The organism is Klebsiella africana (genome assembly GCF_020526085.1).
Taxonomy (GTDB): domain Bacteria; phylum Pseudomonadota; class Gammaproteobacteria; order Enterobacterales; family Enterobacteriaceae; genus Klebsiella; species Klebsiella africana.
Window position 1 is genome coordinate 1546858 of the sequence record NZ_CP084874.1, and the last position, 17048, is coordinate 1563905.

Annotated in this window: 11 protein-coding genes; 3 read left to right on the top strand and 8 right to left on the bottom strand. The window is 56.9% G+C overall.

The annotated features are described in order from the left end of the window. Positions 1-11 precede the first annotated feature (11 nt). The 4 genes from glpC to LGL98_RS07550 form a co-directional block, all read right to left on the bottom strand. The gene (gene glpC / locus LGL98_RS07535; protein WP_136034650.1) at positions 12-1190 is read right to left on the bottom strand and encodes an anaerobic glycerol-3-phosphate dehydrogenase subunit GlpC; all 1179 of its coding nucleotides are present in this window, start codon (positions 1188-1190) and stop codon (positions 12-14) included. Beyond that, positions 1187-2446 (bottom strand): glycerol-3-phosphate dehydrogenase subunit GlpB, encoded by a 1260-nt coding sequence (gene glpB / locus LGL98_RS07540; protein ID WP_136034651.1) that lies wholly within the window; start codon positions 2444-2446, stop codon positions 1187-1189. The genes glpC and glpB overlap by 4 nt, the downstream gene beginning before the upstream one ends. Continuing rightward, positions 2436-4064, bottom strand: a complete 1629-nt coding sequence (gene glpA / locus LGL98_RS07545) for an anaerobic glycerol-3-phosphate dehydrogenase subunit A (protein WP_136034653.1) — start codon at positions 4062-4064, stop codon at positions 2436-2438. The genes glpB and glpA overlap by 11 nt, the downstream gene beginning before the upstream one ends. A 110-nt stretch (positions 4065-4174) precedes the next feature. After that, entirely contained in the window at positions 4175-5053 is an 879-nt protein-coding gene (locus LGL98_RS07550) for a LysR family transcriptional regulator (protein ID WP_025711601.1), read from the bottom strand. 184 nt (positions 5054-5237) lie between these two features. Between LGL98_RS07550 and LGL98_RS07555 the strand changes: the two genes are divergently transcribed. Continuing rightward, complete coding sequence (locus tag LGL98_RS07555) at positions 5238-6428, top strand: MFS transporter (protein WP_136034655.1); 1191 nt, start codon at positions 5238-5240, stop codon at positions 6426-6428. A gap of 3 nt (positions 6429-6431) precedes the next feature. Here the strand turns inward: LGL98_RS07555 and yfaE are convergent, their stop codons facing one another. The 4 genes from yfaE to ubiG all read right to left on the bottom strand — a co-directional run bounded on the left by yfaE (position 6432) and on the right by ubiG (position 11276). Then, positions 6432-6686, bottom strand: a complete 255-nt coding sequence (gene yfaE, locus LGL98_RS07560) for a class I ribonucleotide reductase maintenance protein YfaE (RefSeq protein ID WP_002913017.1) — start codon at positions 6684-6686, stop codon at positions 6432-6434. Continuing rightward, positions 6686-7816 (bottom strand): class Ia ribonucleoside-diphosphate reductase subunit beta, encoded by a 1131-nt coding sequence (gene nrdB, locus LGL98_RS07565; RefSeq protein WP_004140835.1) that lies wholly within the window; start codon positions 7814-7816, stop codon positions 6686-6688. The genes yfaE and nrdB overlap by 1 nt, the downstream gene beginning before the upstream one ends. Before the next feature lie 101 nt (positions 7817-7917). Then, positions 7918-10203 (bottom strand): class 1a ribonucleoside-diphosphate reductase subunit alpha, encoded by a 2286-nt coding sequence (gene nrdA, locus LGL98_RS07570; protein ID WP_002913016.1) that lies wholly within the window; start codon positions 10201-10203, stop codon positions 7918-7920. A gap of 344 nt (positions 10204-10547) precedes the next feature. Then, a complete protein-coding gene (gene ubiG, locus LGL98_RS07575) occupies positions 10548-11276 on the bottom strand; it encodes a bifunctional 2-polyprenyl-6-hydroxyphenol methylase/3-demethylubiquinol 3-O-methyltransferase UbiG (protein WP_136034657.1) in 729 nt (242 codons plus the stop codon). Positions 11277-11422: 146 nt separating this feature from the next. On the opposite strand from ubiG, the gene gyrA reads away from it, so the two are divergent. Beyond that, complete coding sequence (gyrA, locus tag LGL98_RS07580; RefSeq protein ID WP_136034659.1) at positions 11423-14056, top strand: DNA topoisomerase (ATP-hydrolyzing) subunit A; 2634 nt, start codon at positions 11423-11425, stop codon at positions 14054-14056. 131 nt (positions 14057-14187) lie between these two features. Then, positions 14188-17028 (top strand): two-component system sensor histidine kinase RcsC, encoded by a 2841-nt coding sequence (rcsC, locus tag LGL98_RS07585; protein ID WP_136034661.1) that lies wholly within the window; start codon positions 14188-14190, stop codon positions 17026-17028. Positions 17029-17048: the final 20 nt, after the last annotated feature.

Here is a 17048-nt window from a genome sequence, read left to right on the forward strand (position 1 = left end):
TGGCGCTGGGCTCAGACGAGCGCCTGCGCCAGCACCGTCAGCGGATGCTCGCAGCGTTTGCTGGTGGACATCTCAATCTGCCATTTGCAGGTCTCGCAGTCGGTGACGACGATGTCGGCCCCGCTCTCCTCAATCTGCTTGAACAGCGGGGCGCCGATAGCCTGGGATACTGCGTAATTCTCAGTTTTAAACCCGTAGGTGCCCGCGATGCCGCAGCACTGTGAATCCAGCACCTCCAGCTGCAGGTCGGGGATCAGCCGCAGCAGCTCGAGGGTATATAGCGACCAGCCCATTTTCTCCATATGACACGGGGTGTGATAGACCACCTTCATCGGCAGCCGGCGCAGCGGTAGCGTCTTGCCGGCATCCAGCTGTTTCCAGATCCAGCGGGTGGCCAGCTCCACCCGATCGCGAAGATCGCTGTTGTCGACATCGAGGAGATGCGGGTATTCATCACGTAGCGTAAAGGTACAGGTTGAGGAGGTGGCAATGATCGGCAGCGCGTTTTCCCGCATGGCGGCGACGTTGCTCTGCGCCTGCTTACGCGCCTTGTCGAAAAAGCCGTTGGCGATCAGCGGCACGCCGCAGCATTTTTCCTTTGATAACAACTGCACCCCGGTACCCAGCGCGTTGACGACGCGGATCAGATCCTTACCCAGCTGCGGGTGGTTATAGTTGACGTAGCAACCATGAAAGAAAGCCACCTGCTCAGGGTACTGCGCCTGTCTGGCGGCGAGCTGGCGGTAAGCGCGGCGGAAGGTGCCTAAGCCATATTTCGGCAGCGTGCGGCGATGGTCGATGTTGAGCGCCGCGTCCAGCAGGCGGCGCACCGGTTTTAAGCCGGTGGCGGCGTTGACCAGCGGGGCAACGGGGGTGGAAAGGGTGCCCATCAGGTCGGTATGGCTGAGGATGGCGTCGCGCAGGGTTGGCTTTTGCTGGCCGTACTGTGCCCGGGCGCGTTGAATGATATCGCCAATTTTCACATCCGACGGGCAGGCAACCTCGCAGCGCTTGCAGTTAATGCAGTATTTCAGCGCCTCATCGTACAGCGCGCCATCCTTCAGACGCAGACGTTCGCCGTCCGGCCCCGCCTGCTTGGGACCAGGATACCGTGGATTGACCCGACTTACCGGGCAGGTGGTGGTACAGACCGTGCACTTAATGCAGCTTTCAAAACGGGTATCGTTCATGGCCGGCCTCCGGCAAGGGCGTGCATCTGTCTGGCGGCGTGCAGCGCGGTGACGGCGCAGACGCCGCCGCCACAGCCGAGCTGAATGGCATCGAACCCGCCGAGCAGCGAACCGATAGCGAACAGATTATGGAACGGCTGCCCGCCCAGCAGAGGGCGCAGCAGGGCATCGGTTTTCACGCCGAAGCGCTGCCAGGGTTGTGAGGCGAAGAAATCGCGCTGGTACCAGCTTTCCCGTGGCAAGGTCTGCTGTAGGTCGAGGCCGAGGATCGGCTCGCGCACGCTATCGCGAGTGGCGACAAGACCGTTGCTGAAAAAGCTGCCGCTGGCCAGCACGGTAAAGCGTGGACGCAGCGCAATATCGCCGTGATTTCGCGTCCAGACGGCTTCGACGACGCCCTGCTGATGGCTGATTTTCACTACCTCATCGCCGGCAAGCCAGGTGCCGCCGCTGCGAACGAACTGGCGTTGCAGCTGAGAATGCAAGCGCATCCCGGAAACCGAAGGCGGCAGCGTTGGCAGCAGACGCAGCGGGCAGGGCAGACGCGCCTGCAGCCAATGGTACAGGCGATCGTCGGCGAGGCCAAAACAGGCGGGCATGATTAAGAGGTCATGCTGCTGCGCCAGCGGTAGCAGCGCTGCATGCAGGGCCGGCCACATATTCTCATCATCCAGGACGCGGGCAATATTGGCGGCGCGAAACTCGGTGGGGTTGTCACGCAGCACATCCAGCAGCGGTAACTCAATTTCCACCGCCGCGGCGGTAACTCCGTGTTGACCGAGCGCGGCGGCGGCGAGATGTGGCTGAAAATCAGCAAAGCCGCTGATCCCTACCAGACAGGTGCCCTGCGACGGCAGAGGCGCGACAGGCACCTCAAGGGGCGACAGCCACGTCGGGCGCAACGTCCCCAGCGGCGTCACCCGCCGGTGCGGCCGGCGCGCGTCGCCCTGCATCACCGCGCCGCAGGCGGCCAGCAGGGCTTCGGTCTGCGTAGCGTATTCGAGTACCGCCTCGGCGCCGAGCCGGGAATAAGGGTGTTCAGGAAGCTGTTCAGCGAGTTGCTGCAGACCTTGTGCGACGTCAGTGACGTTATCGCCGTTGGGCAGCGCCGAGAGGAGGTCTAACGACGCGGAGGAAAAGTGCAGCGCGCTTTGCCCGCGGCTGACGATGACGCTGCGCAGGCCGTGCTGATTCAGCGCCAGCCCGCACAGCAGGCCGGCGAGCCCGCCGCCGATAATCGCGCAATCAAACTTCATCCTGTTGCTCCTGTGGCAATCCGCACAGGCCGAGGTAGACCCAGCGGGTGAATTCGCTTTCGCGCAGCGCGTCGCCCCAGGCGATGGGCTGCACCCCCTTCCAGCGTTCATTGAGAAATTCCGCTAGCTGGGTTAACGACTGCGCGGGCGTGGTGACGTTAAAGCGCTGCAGCAGTCCGGCAGCGCGGCAGGCGCAGAGTTCCCCCTGACAGGTCCCCATGCCAATGCGGGTGCGGCGGCGCAGGTCGAGCAGGGTGTTGACCGCCAGATTTTCCACTGCGTATTTCACTTCACCAGCGGTAACGGCTTCGCATTCGCAGACCAGGCTACGGTGCTGGCGGCTGTCGCCAAGCCAGGCCGGAGTGCGATCGCCGTGACGGTAGACGGCTGAGCCGCGCAGCGGGGTGGGGAGGGAGATAATTTTTTGCAGGGTACTTTCCGTTGGCTCCTGGGAACCGGGCAGCGGGGTTTCGGCCGTGGTACAGGGGGTGGTGTTTCCCAGCTTACGACAGACGGCGTCGGTGGCCCACTCGGCCATCAGGCGATAGGTCATCAGCTTGCCGCCGGTGATGGTAATGAAGCCTTCCATACCGTCACGCTGGGCATGATCGAGCAGAACGATGCCGCGGCTGACGCTGCGCCCGCTGGGATCGTTATCGCTGGCCACCAGCGGGCGGACGCCGGAGTAGGCGCGAAGGATCCGGGTGCGGCCCATGACTGGCGCCAGCTTTTCGCCTTCGCGCAGCAGAATATCGACTTCCGCCGTCGTTACCCGGTTGTCGTCAATGTCGTCATAAGGAATATGCATTGAGGTGGTGCCGATCAGCGAGATAGTATCGCCGGGCACCAGAATATCGGCGTCGGCCGGCTTACGGCAGCGGTTGATCACCAGGTTGTTAATCCGGTGATCGAGGATCAGCAGCGATCCCTTCGCCGGGAACATGGTGATGCGCAGGTCGGCATATTCCGCAATACGCTGCCCCCAGATCCCGGCGGCGTTAACCACCACCCCGGCGTACAGCGTGCGGGCCTGGTGAAGTTGGCGGTCGTATACCTGGACGCCGCAGACACGATCGCCCTGGCGCAGCAGGCCTGTTACTTCGCAGCCGGTAAGGATCTGCGCGCCGTGTTCGCGGGCGTCGAGCATATTGGCCGCGGTGAGGCGAAACGGGTCAATGGTGCCGTCCGGAACCTGCACCGCGCCCAACAGCGTCGGGTTGACGGCGGGCTCCCGGCGCAGCGCTTCCTGCGGCGAGAGCGGCATAGCTTCAATGCCTGCCTGCTGGCAGGCGGTGATAAAAGTCTGCTGATACGCCAGGTCATCTTCAGGCAGGGTGATAAACAGCCCATTGGTCGATTCAATGCAGTGGCGGGCGATGCGGCGCAGGATGCGGTTCTCACTGATGCATTCACGGGCGGATTCGTTGTCGGTCACTGCATAGCGGGCGCCGCTATGCAGTAGCCCATGATTACGGCCGGTGGCCCCGGTGGCGATATCATGGCGCTCAATAAGCAGCGTTCGTAATCCGCGCCGGGCGCAGTCGCGGGCGATGCCGGCGCCAGTTGCCCCGCCGCCGATGATAATGACCTCGCTATCGTCTGACTGGGCGCTGTTCATTTCATCTCCTTTATGTTCGGTTTATCCCCATTAAGTCATGGGTTAGCGATAATTTGTTTGATATCGAACAAAATCGAGCATAAATCGAAAATTAAATGTTTGTTATGTGGTCAAAGTCGCTTTTGGTCCACCAGCTGACGCAGGCAATCATGCAGCAACTGAATCGGGCTGCCGCTAACCGGTGAGGTGCTGGTGATAAGCGATACGTGACGATAAAAGGCAGGTTCCAGAGGCACGGAGTACAGCGGTTGTTCCAGCGTTTTTAGCGTGAGTTCTGGCAGCAAAGCGATACCTAATCCCAGACGAATAAAACTCATGGCAGTGCCTGGGTGGTTAAATTCATATTTTATATTAGGTGTAATATTCCTGTTCGCAAACAGCGACATAATGCTCATTTCGTACCGCCCTTTGCTGATAATTAATGGCTCATCGTACAGTGCTTCGAGAGGAATACTGCTCCGGCGGGCAAAAGGATGCGATTGAGGAACGACAACCATAAATCTGTCTTTATAAAATGGTGTGGCAAACAGGCCGTTAACGGAAATATGAGTGAATCCGGCGTCGATATTATTCTCCCGAATGGCTTCAATAATCTCCGTACTGTTTGCTTCATAAGGCACTATTTTAATATGCGGATGATGTTGCTCGAAGTAGTGAACGACCTGGGGCAGGATACTGGCACAAATGCCGGGGAAGCAGCCGATGCGCAGCAGGCGCAGCGGTGTTTTCTTTTCCTGTTCGGCTATCTCCTTAATGACGCTCACTTCACTCATGAGTCGTCGCATCGCCGGAACAAGGCGTTCTCCTGCCGCCGTCAGCTTGAGTGCTTTTCGCCGTTCTCGTTCGACTATCGCCACGCCAAGCTCCTCTTCCAGTCCGGCAATGGCCTGGCTGACCGCCGATTGGGTCATATAGAGACGTCTGGCGGCCTCAGTAAAACCGCCGTATTTCAGCACGGTAAGCAGAGCGTGGATCTGCGTTAATGTCATAAGTTTTCTCTAATGAAATTAATTAAAATGATTAATTTTACTAATTTACACAGGTTGCTTATAATTTTCCTGAAACTTAATCACACAATCACGCACGCAATTATTGGTATTCACAATGTATTTCTGAAATTATATATTCGTTATGAATGTAGTAATGCGCGCCGTTACAGTAAGGTGCAATTAGATGAAAGAAAAACTGTGGACGAAAGATTTTTGGGCCATCACGATTGTTAGTTTTATTATTTTCTTCGTATTTTATGTTCTTCTGACGCTCCTGCCTATTTATATTGCTGACAATTTGCATGCGACTGCGGATAAGGCTGGGTTGCTGGTGACCTTCTTCCTGGTTGCCGCGATTATTGTCCGCCCCTTCGCCGGTCAGTGGGTGGGTAAATATTCCAACAAAGGCATTTTGCTGATTTCCTCTTTAGCCTTTTTGGTGGTTACGGCTCTGTACCCCTTTTGCCATACCATTGAAGGACTGCTGTTCATTAGGGTTCTTCACGGCATCACCTTCGGTGTGATCACCACCGTCAAGGGGACCATCTCTGCGCGCTTAATTCCCGCCTCGCGGCGAGGAGAGGGAATTAGCTTTTTCTCCTTAGCAATGGGACTGGCAATGGTAGTGGGACCATGGATTGGTCTGAATATGGCGCGCCACAGCGCGTATATTCCCGCATTCTGGATGTGTACGGTGGTGTCTGCTATCGCGATTGTACTGTCGATGATGATCTGCGTGCCGCCGGTTATTCGTCATGCCGATGGTTCGCAGCCAAAGCTTGGCTTTTCCGCTATGTTCGATCGCGCGGCCATGCCTTTTGCCCTGGTCACCTTCTTTATGACGTTCTCTTACGCCGGGGTTTCCGCCTTTCTTGCCCTCTATGCTCGCGAACTGGATCTGATGGCGGCAGCCAGTAACTTTCTGTTGTGCTATGCGATTTTTCTCATGATCTGCCGGTCGTTTACCGGGAATGTGTGTGATAAAAAAGAGCCGAAGTATGTGGTTTATCCGTGCCTGCTCGCCTTTACCATTGGTTTAGTGGTGCTGGGTTATACGCACGGTAGCGTTTCAATGATCCTGTCCGGTGCGCTGATTGGTATTGGATATGGCTCAGTAACGCCTGTTTTCCAGACGCAGATCATCAGTTCTGTTGAAACGCATAAAATTGGCGTCGCGAACTCACTGTTCTTTAATGCCATGGATGCGGGCCTGGCGATAGGGGCGTTCGTGATGGGGATCATGGTCGACGGCGTGGGTTACCGTGCTATTTATCTGGTGGGGGCGCTGTTGGTGGTGGTGGCGGGGCTGATTTATGTCTTGCAGATGAAACGCCATGGCACAATGCAATTAGTCAGTGCACACGAAGTGCACTAACCGTTACATCTCAATTTCGATATCCCCTTTTGCCCGGCAGCAGCAGGGCAAAATTTCTCCCGGCTGGATAAAGGCCAACGGCTCGGTCAGCCAGTCGACCTGGCCGGAAACCAGGCGGGTGCGGCAGGAGCCGCAGTAACCTTCGCGGCACTGATATTCGACGTCGATATTATGCGACTCCAGCGCCGCCAGCAGGGAAGGGTGTTCATCCTGACACTCAAGGCGAGTGTCAGAGATTTTCAGGAAGATCCGCTTCATTACAGCTGGAAGTTGCTCAGGTCATCGGCATCGACTTCTGAGTCGATCTGGCCCACCAGATACGAGCTAACCTCTACTTCCTGCGGCGCCACCTGAACGTTGTCGGAGACCAGCCAGGTGTTGATCCATGGGATCGGGTTGGAGCGGGTCTGGAACGGCAGATCGAGGCCTACCGCCTGCATGCGGATATTGGTGATGTACTCGACGTACTGGCAGAGAATATCTTTATTCAGGCCGATCATCGAGCCGTCGCGGAACAGGTAGTCCGCCCACTCTTTTTCCTGCTGCGCCGCCAGCACGAACAGGTCATAGCACTCCTGCTTGCACTCTTCGGCGATTTCCGCCATTTCCGGGTCATCGCTGCCGGAGCGCAGCAGGTTCAGCATATGCTGAGTGCCGGTCAGGTGCAGTGCTTCATCGCGGGCAATCAGGCGAATAATTTTGGCGTTACCTTCCATCAGCTTGCGTTCGGCAAAGGCGAAAGAGCAAGCGAAGCTGACGTAGAAGCGGATCGCTTCCAGGGCATTAACGCTCATCAGGCACAGATAGAGTTTCTTTTTCAGCTCGCGCAGATTCACGGTCACGGTTTTGCCGTTGACGGTGTGGGTGCCTTCGCCCAGCAGATGCCAGTAGCTGGTCATCTCGATCAGCGAATCGTAATAGTGAGAGATGCCTTCCGCACGTTTCTGGATCTGCTCGTTGGTGACGATATCGTCGAACACGGTCGCCGGGTCGTTGACGATGTTGCGGATGATATGGGTGTACGAGCGCGAGTGAATGGTTTCGGAGAAGGCCCAGGTTTCCACCCAGGTTTCCAGCTCCGGGATGGAGATCAGCGGCAGCAGCGCGACGTTCGGGCTGCGGCCCTGGATGGAGTCGAGCAGCGTCTGGTACTTCAGGTTGCTGATGAAAATATGTTTTTCATGTTCCGGCAGCGCCTGGTAGTCGATGCGATCGCGGGAAACGTCAACCTCTTCCGGACGCCAGAAAAAGGAGAGTTGCTTTTCGATCAGCTTTTCAAAGATGTCATATTTTTGCTGATCGTAGCGGGCCACGTTAACCGGCTGGCCAAAAAACATGGGTTCCAGCAGCTGATCGTTTTTCGTCTGTGAAAAAGTGGTGTATGCCATTGAAGTGAGTCCTGTTGAAATGTATTGCCCGGCGGTACTGTATTGGCCGGGCCTACACAATCGTAGGCCGGGTAAGCATCGCGCCACCCGGCAAAAATAACTTAAATCTTACAAGCGCCGCTTTCGCAGCCGTCGTCCTGGATGGACGGGGCCAGGTCATCCTGCGCGTCTTCTGCGCCATCACGGGTGTTGTGATAGTACAGCGTTTTGACGCCGAATTTATAGGCGTTGAGCAGGTCTTTAAGCAACTGCTGCATCGGCACTTTTCCGGACGGGAAGCGCGTCGGATCGTAGTTAGTGTTGGCAGAGATCGACTGGTCGATAAACTTCTGCATGATACCCACCAGCTGCAGATAACCGTCGTTGTTCGGCATCTCCCACAGCAGCTCGTAGGCGTTCTGCAGGTTTTCGTAATCCGGCACCACCTGGCGCAGGATACCGTCCTTGGACGCTTTGATACTCACGTGGCCGCGCGGCGGCTCAATGCCGTTGGTGGCGTTGGAGATCTGCGACGAGGTCTCGGACGGCATCAGCGCGGAGAGCGTGGAGTTGCGCAGACCATGGGTTTTAATGGATTCGCGCAATGCTTCCCAGTCGTAGTGCAGGGGTTCGCTGACGATACCGTCCAGATCTTTCTTATAGGTATCGATCGGCAGGATGCCCTGCGCATAGGTGGTTTCGTTGAACCACGGGCAGGCGCCTTGCTCGATAGCCAGCTCGTTAGAGGCCTTCAGCAGATAGTACTGAATCGCTTCGAACGTTTTGTGCGTCAGGTTGTTGGCGCTGCCGTCGGAGTAGCGTTTGCCATGCTTCGCCAGATAGTAAGCGAAGTTGATCACGCCGATACCGAGCGTACGGCGGCCCATCGCGCCGCGTTTAGCGGCCGGGATCGGGTAATCCTGATAGTCGAGCAGCGCATCCAGGGCACGCACCGCCAGCACCGCCAGCTCTTCCAGCTCGTCGAGGCTGTCGATAGCCCCGAGGTTGAAGGCCGACAGGGTGCACAGCGCGATTTCACCATTTTCGTCGTTAACGTCTTCCAGCGGTTTGGTCGGCAGAGCAATCTCCAGGCACAGGTTAGACTGACGCACCGGGGCGACTACCGGATCAAACGGGCTGTGGGTGTTGCAGTGGTCGACGTTCTGGATGTAGATGCGGCCGGTAGAGGCGCGCTCCTGCATCATCAGCGAGAACAGCTCAACGGCTTTAATACGCTGCTTGCGAATGCTGTCGTCCTGCTCGTACTGAGTGTACAGGCGCTCAAACTCGTCCTGATCGGCGAAGAAGGCGTCATACAGGCCCGGGACATCGGAAGGGCTGAACAGGGTAATATCGCCGCCCTTCAGCAGACGGGTATACATCAGCTTGTTAATCTGTACGCCGTAGTCCATGTGACGAACGCGGTTGGCGTCGGTACCGCGGTTGTTTTTCAGCACCAGCAGGCTTTCCACTTCCAGATGCCACATTGGGTAGAAAAGGGTCGCCGCGCCGCCGCGAACGCCGCCCTGCGAGCAGGATTTCACCGCGGTCTGGAAATGTTTGTAGAACGGAATACAGCCGGTGTGGAAGGCTTCGCCGCCGCGGATCGGGCTGCCCAGCGCGCGAATGCGGCCGGCGTTGATGCCGATGCCGGCGCGCTGGGAAACGTATTTCACAATCGCGCTGGAGGTGGCGTTGATGGAGTCCAGGCTGTCGCCGCACTCGATCAGCACGCAGGAGCTGAACTGACGGGTTGGGGTACGCACGCCGGACATGATCGGCGTCGGCAGCGAGATTTTAAACGTGGACACTGCGTCGTAGAAACGCTTGATGTAGTCCAGACGCGTTTCGCGCGGGTAGTTCGAGAACAGACAAGCGGCAACCAGAATGTAGAGGAACTGTGCGCTCTCATAAATTTCGCCGGTAACGCGGTTTTGTACCAGATACTTGCCTTCCAGCTGCTTAACGGCTGCGTAGGAGAAGTTCATATCACGCCAGTGGTCGAGGAAACCGTCCATCTGCTGGAACTCTTCTTCCGTGTAGTCTTCCAGCAGATGATGATCGTATTTACCTTTCTCAACCATCTTTACCACGTGATCGTAAAGCGCCGGCGGCTCAAACTGGCCGAAGGCTTTTTTACGCAAATGGAAGATCGCCAGACGCGCAGCGAGGTACTGGTAATCCGGCGCGTCGCGGGAGATCAGATCCGCGGCGGCTTTAATAATGGTTTCGTGGATGTCCGCGGTTTTGATGCCGTCATAGAACTGGATATGGGAGCGCAGTTCTACCTGGGAAATCGAAACGTTATTCAGTCCTTCTGCCGCCCAATCCAGTACGCGATGGATTTTGTCGAGATTGATGCGCTCGGTGGTCCCGTCGCGCTTTGTCACCAGCAGACTCTGATTCATGTGGATTTTACCTGTCCGTGAAAGAAAATATCCCCCGTTTATCCACAGAAGGTCGTTGTGACTAACTCTGTGGATAAATACTATATGTAGGGGGTTGTCGATAAAAGGAACGCTATATGGTGAGTATTTTAGTAAGGAATCTTTTGAGTACAAGGGTTGATTTTGACGTTAAATTGAGGTTGCGGAAGGGTAATAATCCGCAAGTCCACGTCGCATAAGGCCTGGAGAAGAAGTCAATAAAACAGAAAAAAAAATGAAAATTTGATCGAGTGCTGATTTCTTCATCGGAAGAAATAATCACGCGGCTTGATGCCGCGCAATCATCATAAGCGCAGGTGCTGACGTCACTCTGGTTTGGCGCTGGTGTGCAACATATAGTTAACATCAACCCCCGGCGCCAACTTGAAGGTATTAGTCAATGGGTTGTAATGCAGACCGATGATATGCTGCTCTTTCAGAGTAGTCTGATCTACCCAGCCTAGCAGTTCGGCCGGCTTGATAAACTTCTTCACATCATGGGTGCCTTTGGGCACCATCTTCATGACATATTCCGCGCCCACCACCGCCATCAGCCAGGCCTTGCCGTTGCGGTTGATAGTGGAAAAGAAGACCTGGCCGCCGGGCTTCACCAGCCGCGCGCAGGCGTGCACCACCGACTGCGGGTCGGGAACGTGCTCCAGCATCTCCATGCAGGTGACGACGTCGTACTGCTGCGGGTGCTTCGCGGCATGTTCCTCAACCGTTTCCTGAACATAGTCCACCTGAATACCGCTCTCCAGCGCATGCAGCTTCGCCACCTGCAGCGGTTCGGCGCCCATATCCAGCCCGGTGACGGTCGCGCCTTCGCGCGCCATGCTCTCGGCGAGAATACCGCCGCCGCAGCCGACATCGAGGACTTTTTTACCGAACAAGCCGCCGGCGCGTTCGGCGATATAGCCCAGCCGCAGCGGGTTAATGCGGTGGAGCGGCTTGAACTCGCCCTCCAGGTCCCACCAGCGTGAGGCGACGGCTTCGAATTTGGCGATTTCAGCATGATCGACGTTAGGGGCTACCGACGTTTTTTCGGTATTCATGGGCGCTTTTACTCCTTTTCTGTTCAGACCTGCGAGTATATCAGCAGCGCGCCATGAATAAACCGTATTGCTTTACCTCTATTAGCGCGGCTGTGTTATAATTTGCGACCTTTGAATCCGGGATACAGTAGAGGGATAGCGGTTAGATGAGCGACCTTGCGAGAGAAATTACACCGGTCAACATTGAGGAAGAGCTTAAGAACTCTTATCTGGATTATGCGATGTCGGTCATTGTTGGCCGTGCGCTGCCGGATGTCCGAGATGGCCTGAAGCCGGTACACCGTCGCGTACTTTACGCCATGAACGTATTGGGCAATGACTGGAACAAAGCCTATAAAAAATCAGCCCGTGTCGTTGGTGACGTAATCGGTAAATACCACCCGCACGGCGACTCCGCGGTATACGACACCATCGTGCGTATGGCGCAGCCGTTCTCGCTGCGTTACATGCTGGTGGACGGCCAGGGTAACTTTGGTTCCATCGACGGCGACTCCGCCGCGGCGATGCGTTATACCGAAATTCGTCTGGCGAAAATCGCTCATGAGCTGATGGCCGATCTTGAAAAAGAGACGGTCGATTTCGTCGACAACTATGACGGTACGGAGCGTATTCCGGACGTCATGCCGACCAAAATTCCTAACCTGCTGGTAAACGGCGCCTCCGGGATCGCCGTAGGGATGGCCACCAACATACCGCCGCATAACCTGACGGAAGTGATTAACGGCTGTCTGGCGTATGTTGATGATGAAGACATCAGCATTGAAGGGCTGATGGCGCATATTCCTGGCCCTGATTTCCCGACCGCCGCCATTATCAATGGCCGTCGCGGCATTGAAGAGGCCTACCGCACCGGTCGCGGTAAAGTCTACATCCGCGCGCGTGCGGAAGTGGAAGTGGACGCGAAATCCGGCCGCGAGACCATCATCGTGCACGAAATTCCGTATCAGGTGAACAAAGCGCGCCTGATTGAGAAAATCGCCGAGCTGGTCAAAGAAAAACGCGTGGAAGGCATCAGCGCGCTGCGTGACGAGTCTGATAAAGACGGGATGCGCATCGTGATTGAAGTGAAGCGCGATGCGGTAGGGGAAGTGGTACTTAACAACCTCTATTCCCAGACCCAGCTGCAGGTCTCTTTCGGCATCAACATGGTTGCCCTGCACCATGGTCAGCCGAAGATCATGAACCTGAAGGACATCATCGCCGCGTTTGTACGCCACCGCCGCGAAGTGGTAACCCGTCGTACGATTTTCGAACTGCGCAAAGCGCGCGACCGGGCACACATCCTTGAAGCGTTGGCCGTGGCGCTGGCCAACATCGACCCAATTATCGAACTGATCCGTCGCGCGCCGACCCCGGCAGAAGCGAAAGCGGGGCTGGTTGCCCAGGCATGGGATCTCGGTAACGTCGCGGCGATGCTGGAGCGCGCCGGGGATGACGCCGCGCGTCCGGAATGGCTGGAGCCAGAGTTCGGCGTGCGCGACGGGAAATACTACCTGACCGAGCAGCAGGCTCAGGCGATTCTGGATCTGCGTCTGCAGAAACTGACCGGCCTTGAGCATGAAAAACTGCTCGATGAATATAAAGAGCTGCTGGAGCAGATCGCAGAGCTGCTGCACATCCTCGGCAGCGCCGACCGTCTGATGGAAGTGATTCGCGAAGAGCTGGAGCTGATCCGCGACCAGTTCGGCGACGAACGTCGTACCGAAATCACCGCCAACAGCGCTGATATCAACATCGAAGATCTGATCAACCAGGAAGACGTGGTGGTCACCCTGTCGCATCAGGGCTATGTGAAGTATCAGCCGCTGACCGACTACGAAGCACAGCGTCGTGGCGGTAAAGGCAAATCGGCAGCGCGCATTAAAGAAGAAGACTTTATCGACCGCCTGCTGGTGGCCAACACCCATGACACCATCCTCTGCTTCTCAAGCCGTGGCCGTCTGTACTGGATGAAGGTCTATCAGCTGCCGGAAGCCAGCCGCGGCGCGCGCGGTCGGCCGATCGTCAACCTGCTGCCGCTGGAAGCCGATGAACGTATCACCGCCATCCTGCCGGTCCGCGAGTATGAAGAGGGCGTCAACGTCTTTATGGCCACCGCCAGCGGTACCGTGAAGAAAACCGCGCTGACCGAGTTCAGCCGTCCGCGTTCCGCCGGTATCATCGCGGTCAACCTGAACGAAGGCGATGAGCTGATCGGCGTCGATCTGACCTCTGGTCAGGATGAAGTGATGCTGTTCTCCGCGGCCGGTAAGGTTGTGCGCTTCAAAGAAGACGCCGTTCGCGCCATGGGCCGTACCGCCACCGGCGTACGCGGCATTAAGCTGGCGGAAAACGACAGCGTCGTCTCGCTGATTATTCCGCGCGGCGAAGGCGCGATCCTGACGGTGACGCAAAACGGTTACGGTAAACGTACCGCGGCGGCAGAGTATCCGACCAAGTCGCGTGCCACTCAGGGCGTTATCTCGATTAAAGTCACCGAGCGTAATGGTTCCGTGGTCGGCGCCGTGCAGGTGGATGACTGCGATCAGATCATGATGATCACCGATGCCGGGACGCTGGTGCGTACCCGTGTTTCTGAAGTGAGCATCGTGGGCCGTAACACCCAGGGCGTGATCCTCATCCGCACCGCGGAAGATGAAAACGTGGTGGGTCTGCAGCGCGTGGCTGAGCCGGTAGATGACGAAGAGCTGGATGCTATCGACGGTAGCGTAGCGGAAGGCGATGACGATATCGCGCCGGAAGCGGATACCGATGACGATGTCGCCGAAGACGAAGAGTAATCGTCCGGGATAAATGTTCTGAAAGGGCCGGGTATTCTCCCGGCCCTTTTTGCATTAACATTGCGGCAAAGCCGGTTTACCGCTACCTTAACCCCATTCTGTTGAGTTCCTGACGGCCGAGCATCGCCACATTGAAATATCTTGCCTCTTTTCATACAACCCTGAAGGTTTCACGTTATCTGTTCAGAGCGCTGGCGGTATTGCTGTGGCTCCTGATTGCGTTTGTCTCTGTGTTCTATATTGTCAATGCGCTGCATGAGCGGGAGGCCGAGATCCATCAGGAGCTTAATCTCAATGCCGATCAGGCCCAGCGCTTTATTCAGCGTACGGCGGACGTGATTAAAGAGCTGAAATATGTCGCCGGCAACCGGCTGTCAGCGGGGGAGTCTGCGTCGACCGGGCAAAGCAGCGATATTGCAGTACCTAACTTTGATCCCCTGTACCCCGATTCTGACTGTAGCGCGATGAGCGCCACCTGGCGTAATTCATTGCAGTCCCTGGCGTGGTTTATGCGCTACTGGCGGGACAATTTTACCGCTGCCTACGATCTGAACCGCATCTTTCTCATCGGTAGCGATAATCTCTGTATGGCCAACTTTGGCCTGCGTGATGTGCCGATTGAGCGCGATCAGGCGCTGAAAGTCCTGCATCAGCGCATCGAGCAATATCGCCATGCGCCACAAAATGAGCGCGGTAATAACCTGTTCTGGATAAGCCAGGGCGTTCGCCCCGGCGTGGGGTATTTTTATGCCCTGACCCCGGTCTATATGGCCAATCGTCTGCAGGCGATGCTCGGCGTTGAACAGACCATCCGCATGGATAGCTTCTTTACGCCCGGCAGTCTGCCGATGAGCGTGACGATCTTTGACGATAATGGCCAACCGCTGATTTCGCTGGCCGGTGCGGAAGGCAAAATTCAGAGCGAAGCGAAGTGGATGCAGGAGCGGATGTGGTTCGGCTACAGCGCGGGCTTCCGCGAGCTGGTGCTGAAAAAAAGCCTGGCGCCGTCCTCCTTGAGCATTGTCTATTCCGTCTCGGTAGACCAGGTGCTGGAGCGGATCCGCATGCTGATCATCAACGCCATCATTCTCAATATTCTGACCGGGGCGCTGCTGTTCGCGCTGGCGCGGATGTATGAGAGGCGTATTTTTATCCCGGCGGAAAATGACGCTCAGCGGCTGGAAGAGCATGAACAGTTCAACCGTAAAATCGTGGCCTCGGCCCCGGTGGGGATCTGTATTCTGCGCACTGTCGACGGCACCAATATTCTCAGTAACGAGCTGGCGCACAACTACCTGAACATGCTGACTCACGAGGACCGGCAGCGGCTGACGCAGATCATCTGCGGCCAGCAGGTTAACTTTGTCGATGTGCTGACCAGCAACCATACCAACCTGCAGATCAGCTTTGTCCACTCACGCTATCGCAATGAAAACGTGGCGATCTGCGTGCTGGTGGACGTGTCCGCCCGCGTGAAAATGGAGGAGTCGCTGCAGGAGATGGCCCAGGCAGCAGAGCAGGCCAGTCAGTCGAAATCGATGTTCCTGGCCACCGTCAGTCACGAGCTGCGTACCCCGCTATACGGCATCATCGGTAACCTCGATCTGCTGCAGACGAAGGCCCTGCCGAAGGGCGTTGATCGTCTGGTGACGGCGATGAACAACTCCTCCAGCCTGTTGCTGAAAATCATCAGCGATATCCTCGACTTCTCAAAAATCGAGTCCGAGCAGCTGAAGATCGAGCCGCGGGAGTTTTCCCCACGCGAGGTCATGAACCATATCTCCGCTAACTATCTGCCGCTGGTGGTGCGCAAGCAGCTGGGACTGTACTGTTTCATCGAACCAAATGTGCCGGAGCAGATGTCCGGCGACCCGATGCGCCTGCAGCAGGTGATTTCTAACCTGCTGAGCAATGCGATCAAGTTCACCGACACCGGCTGCATTATCCTGCATGTTCAGTGCGCGGGGGATTATCTGCAGATTAGCGTCCGCGATACAGGCGAGGGGATCCCGGCGAAAGAGGTGTTGCGCCTCTTCGATCCCTTCTTCCAGGTGGGGACCGGCGTTCAGCGTAACTTCCAGGGGACTGGCCTTGGGCTGGCTATTTGTGAAAAGCTGATCAGTATGATGGATGGCGATATTGCCGTCGAAACCGAGCCGGGGATGGGCAGCCGCTTTACCATCCGTATTCCTCTGTATGGTGTGCGCAATACCTCGTCCGTATCGGCAGACGGTTTTGCAGGCAAGACCTGCTGGCTGGCGATCCACAACGCTTCGCTGGCGATGTTTGTGACCTCGCTGCTGAGCCATCACGGTCTCACGGTACGCCCTCATGATGGGGAGACGCCGAGCGCTGACGACGTTTTACTGACTGACGATGCAGCGCTGAGCGGCTGGCAAGGAAGGGCGATGGTCATTTTCTGCCGTCGTCATATCGGTATCCCACAGGAGCGAGCCGCTGGTGAGTGGCTGCACAGCGTGACGACGCCGCATGAGCTGCTGCCGCTGCTGGGCCGTATTTTCCACATTGCGCTCGCCAGTGCGGAAAACAGTCAGGCGCTGATGGCGCCAGAGGCTCAGACTGGCAATAACGACGATATGATGATCCTCGTAGTCGACGATCACCCTATCAACCGCCGCCTGCTGGCGGATCAGCTGGGATCGCTTGGCTACCAGTGCGTGACGGCGAACGATGGGGTCGATGCGCTCAATGTTCTCAGTAAGCAGCATATTGATATCGTGCTCAGCGACGTCAACATGCCCAATATGGATGGTTATCGCCTGACGCAGCGCATTCGCCAGCTAGGGTTGACGCTGCCGGTGATCGGCGTAACGGCTAATGCTCTGGCGGAAGAGAAGCAGCGCTGTCTGGAGTCGGGGATGGACAGCTGCCTGTCCAAGCCGGTTACGCTGGATGTGCTGAAGCAAACGCTGACGGTGTATGCGGCGCGAGTGCGTAAGGGGCGGGAATAAAGAGAGGCGCTCCGTCTCGC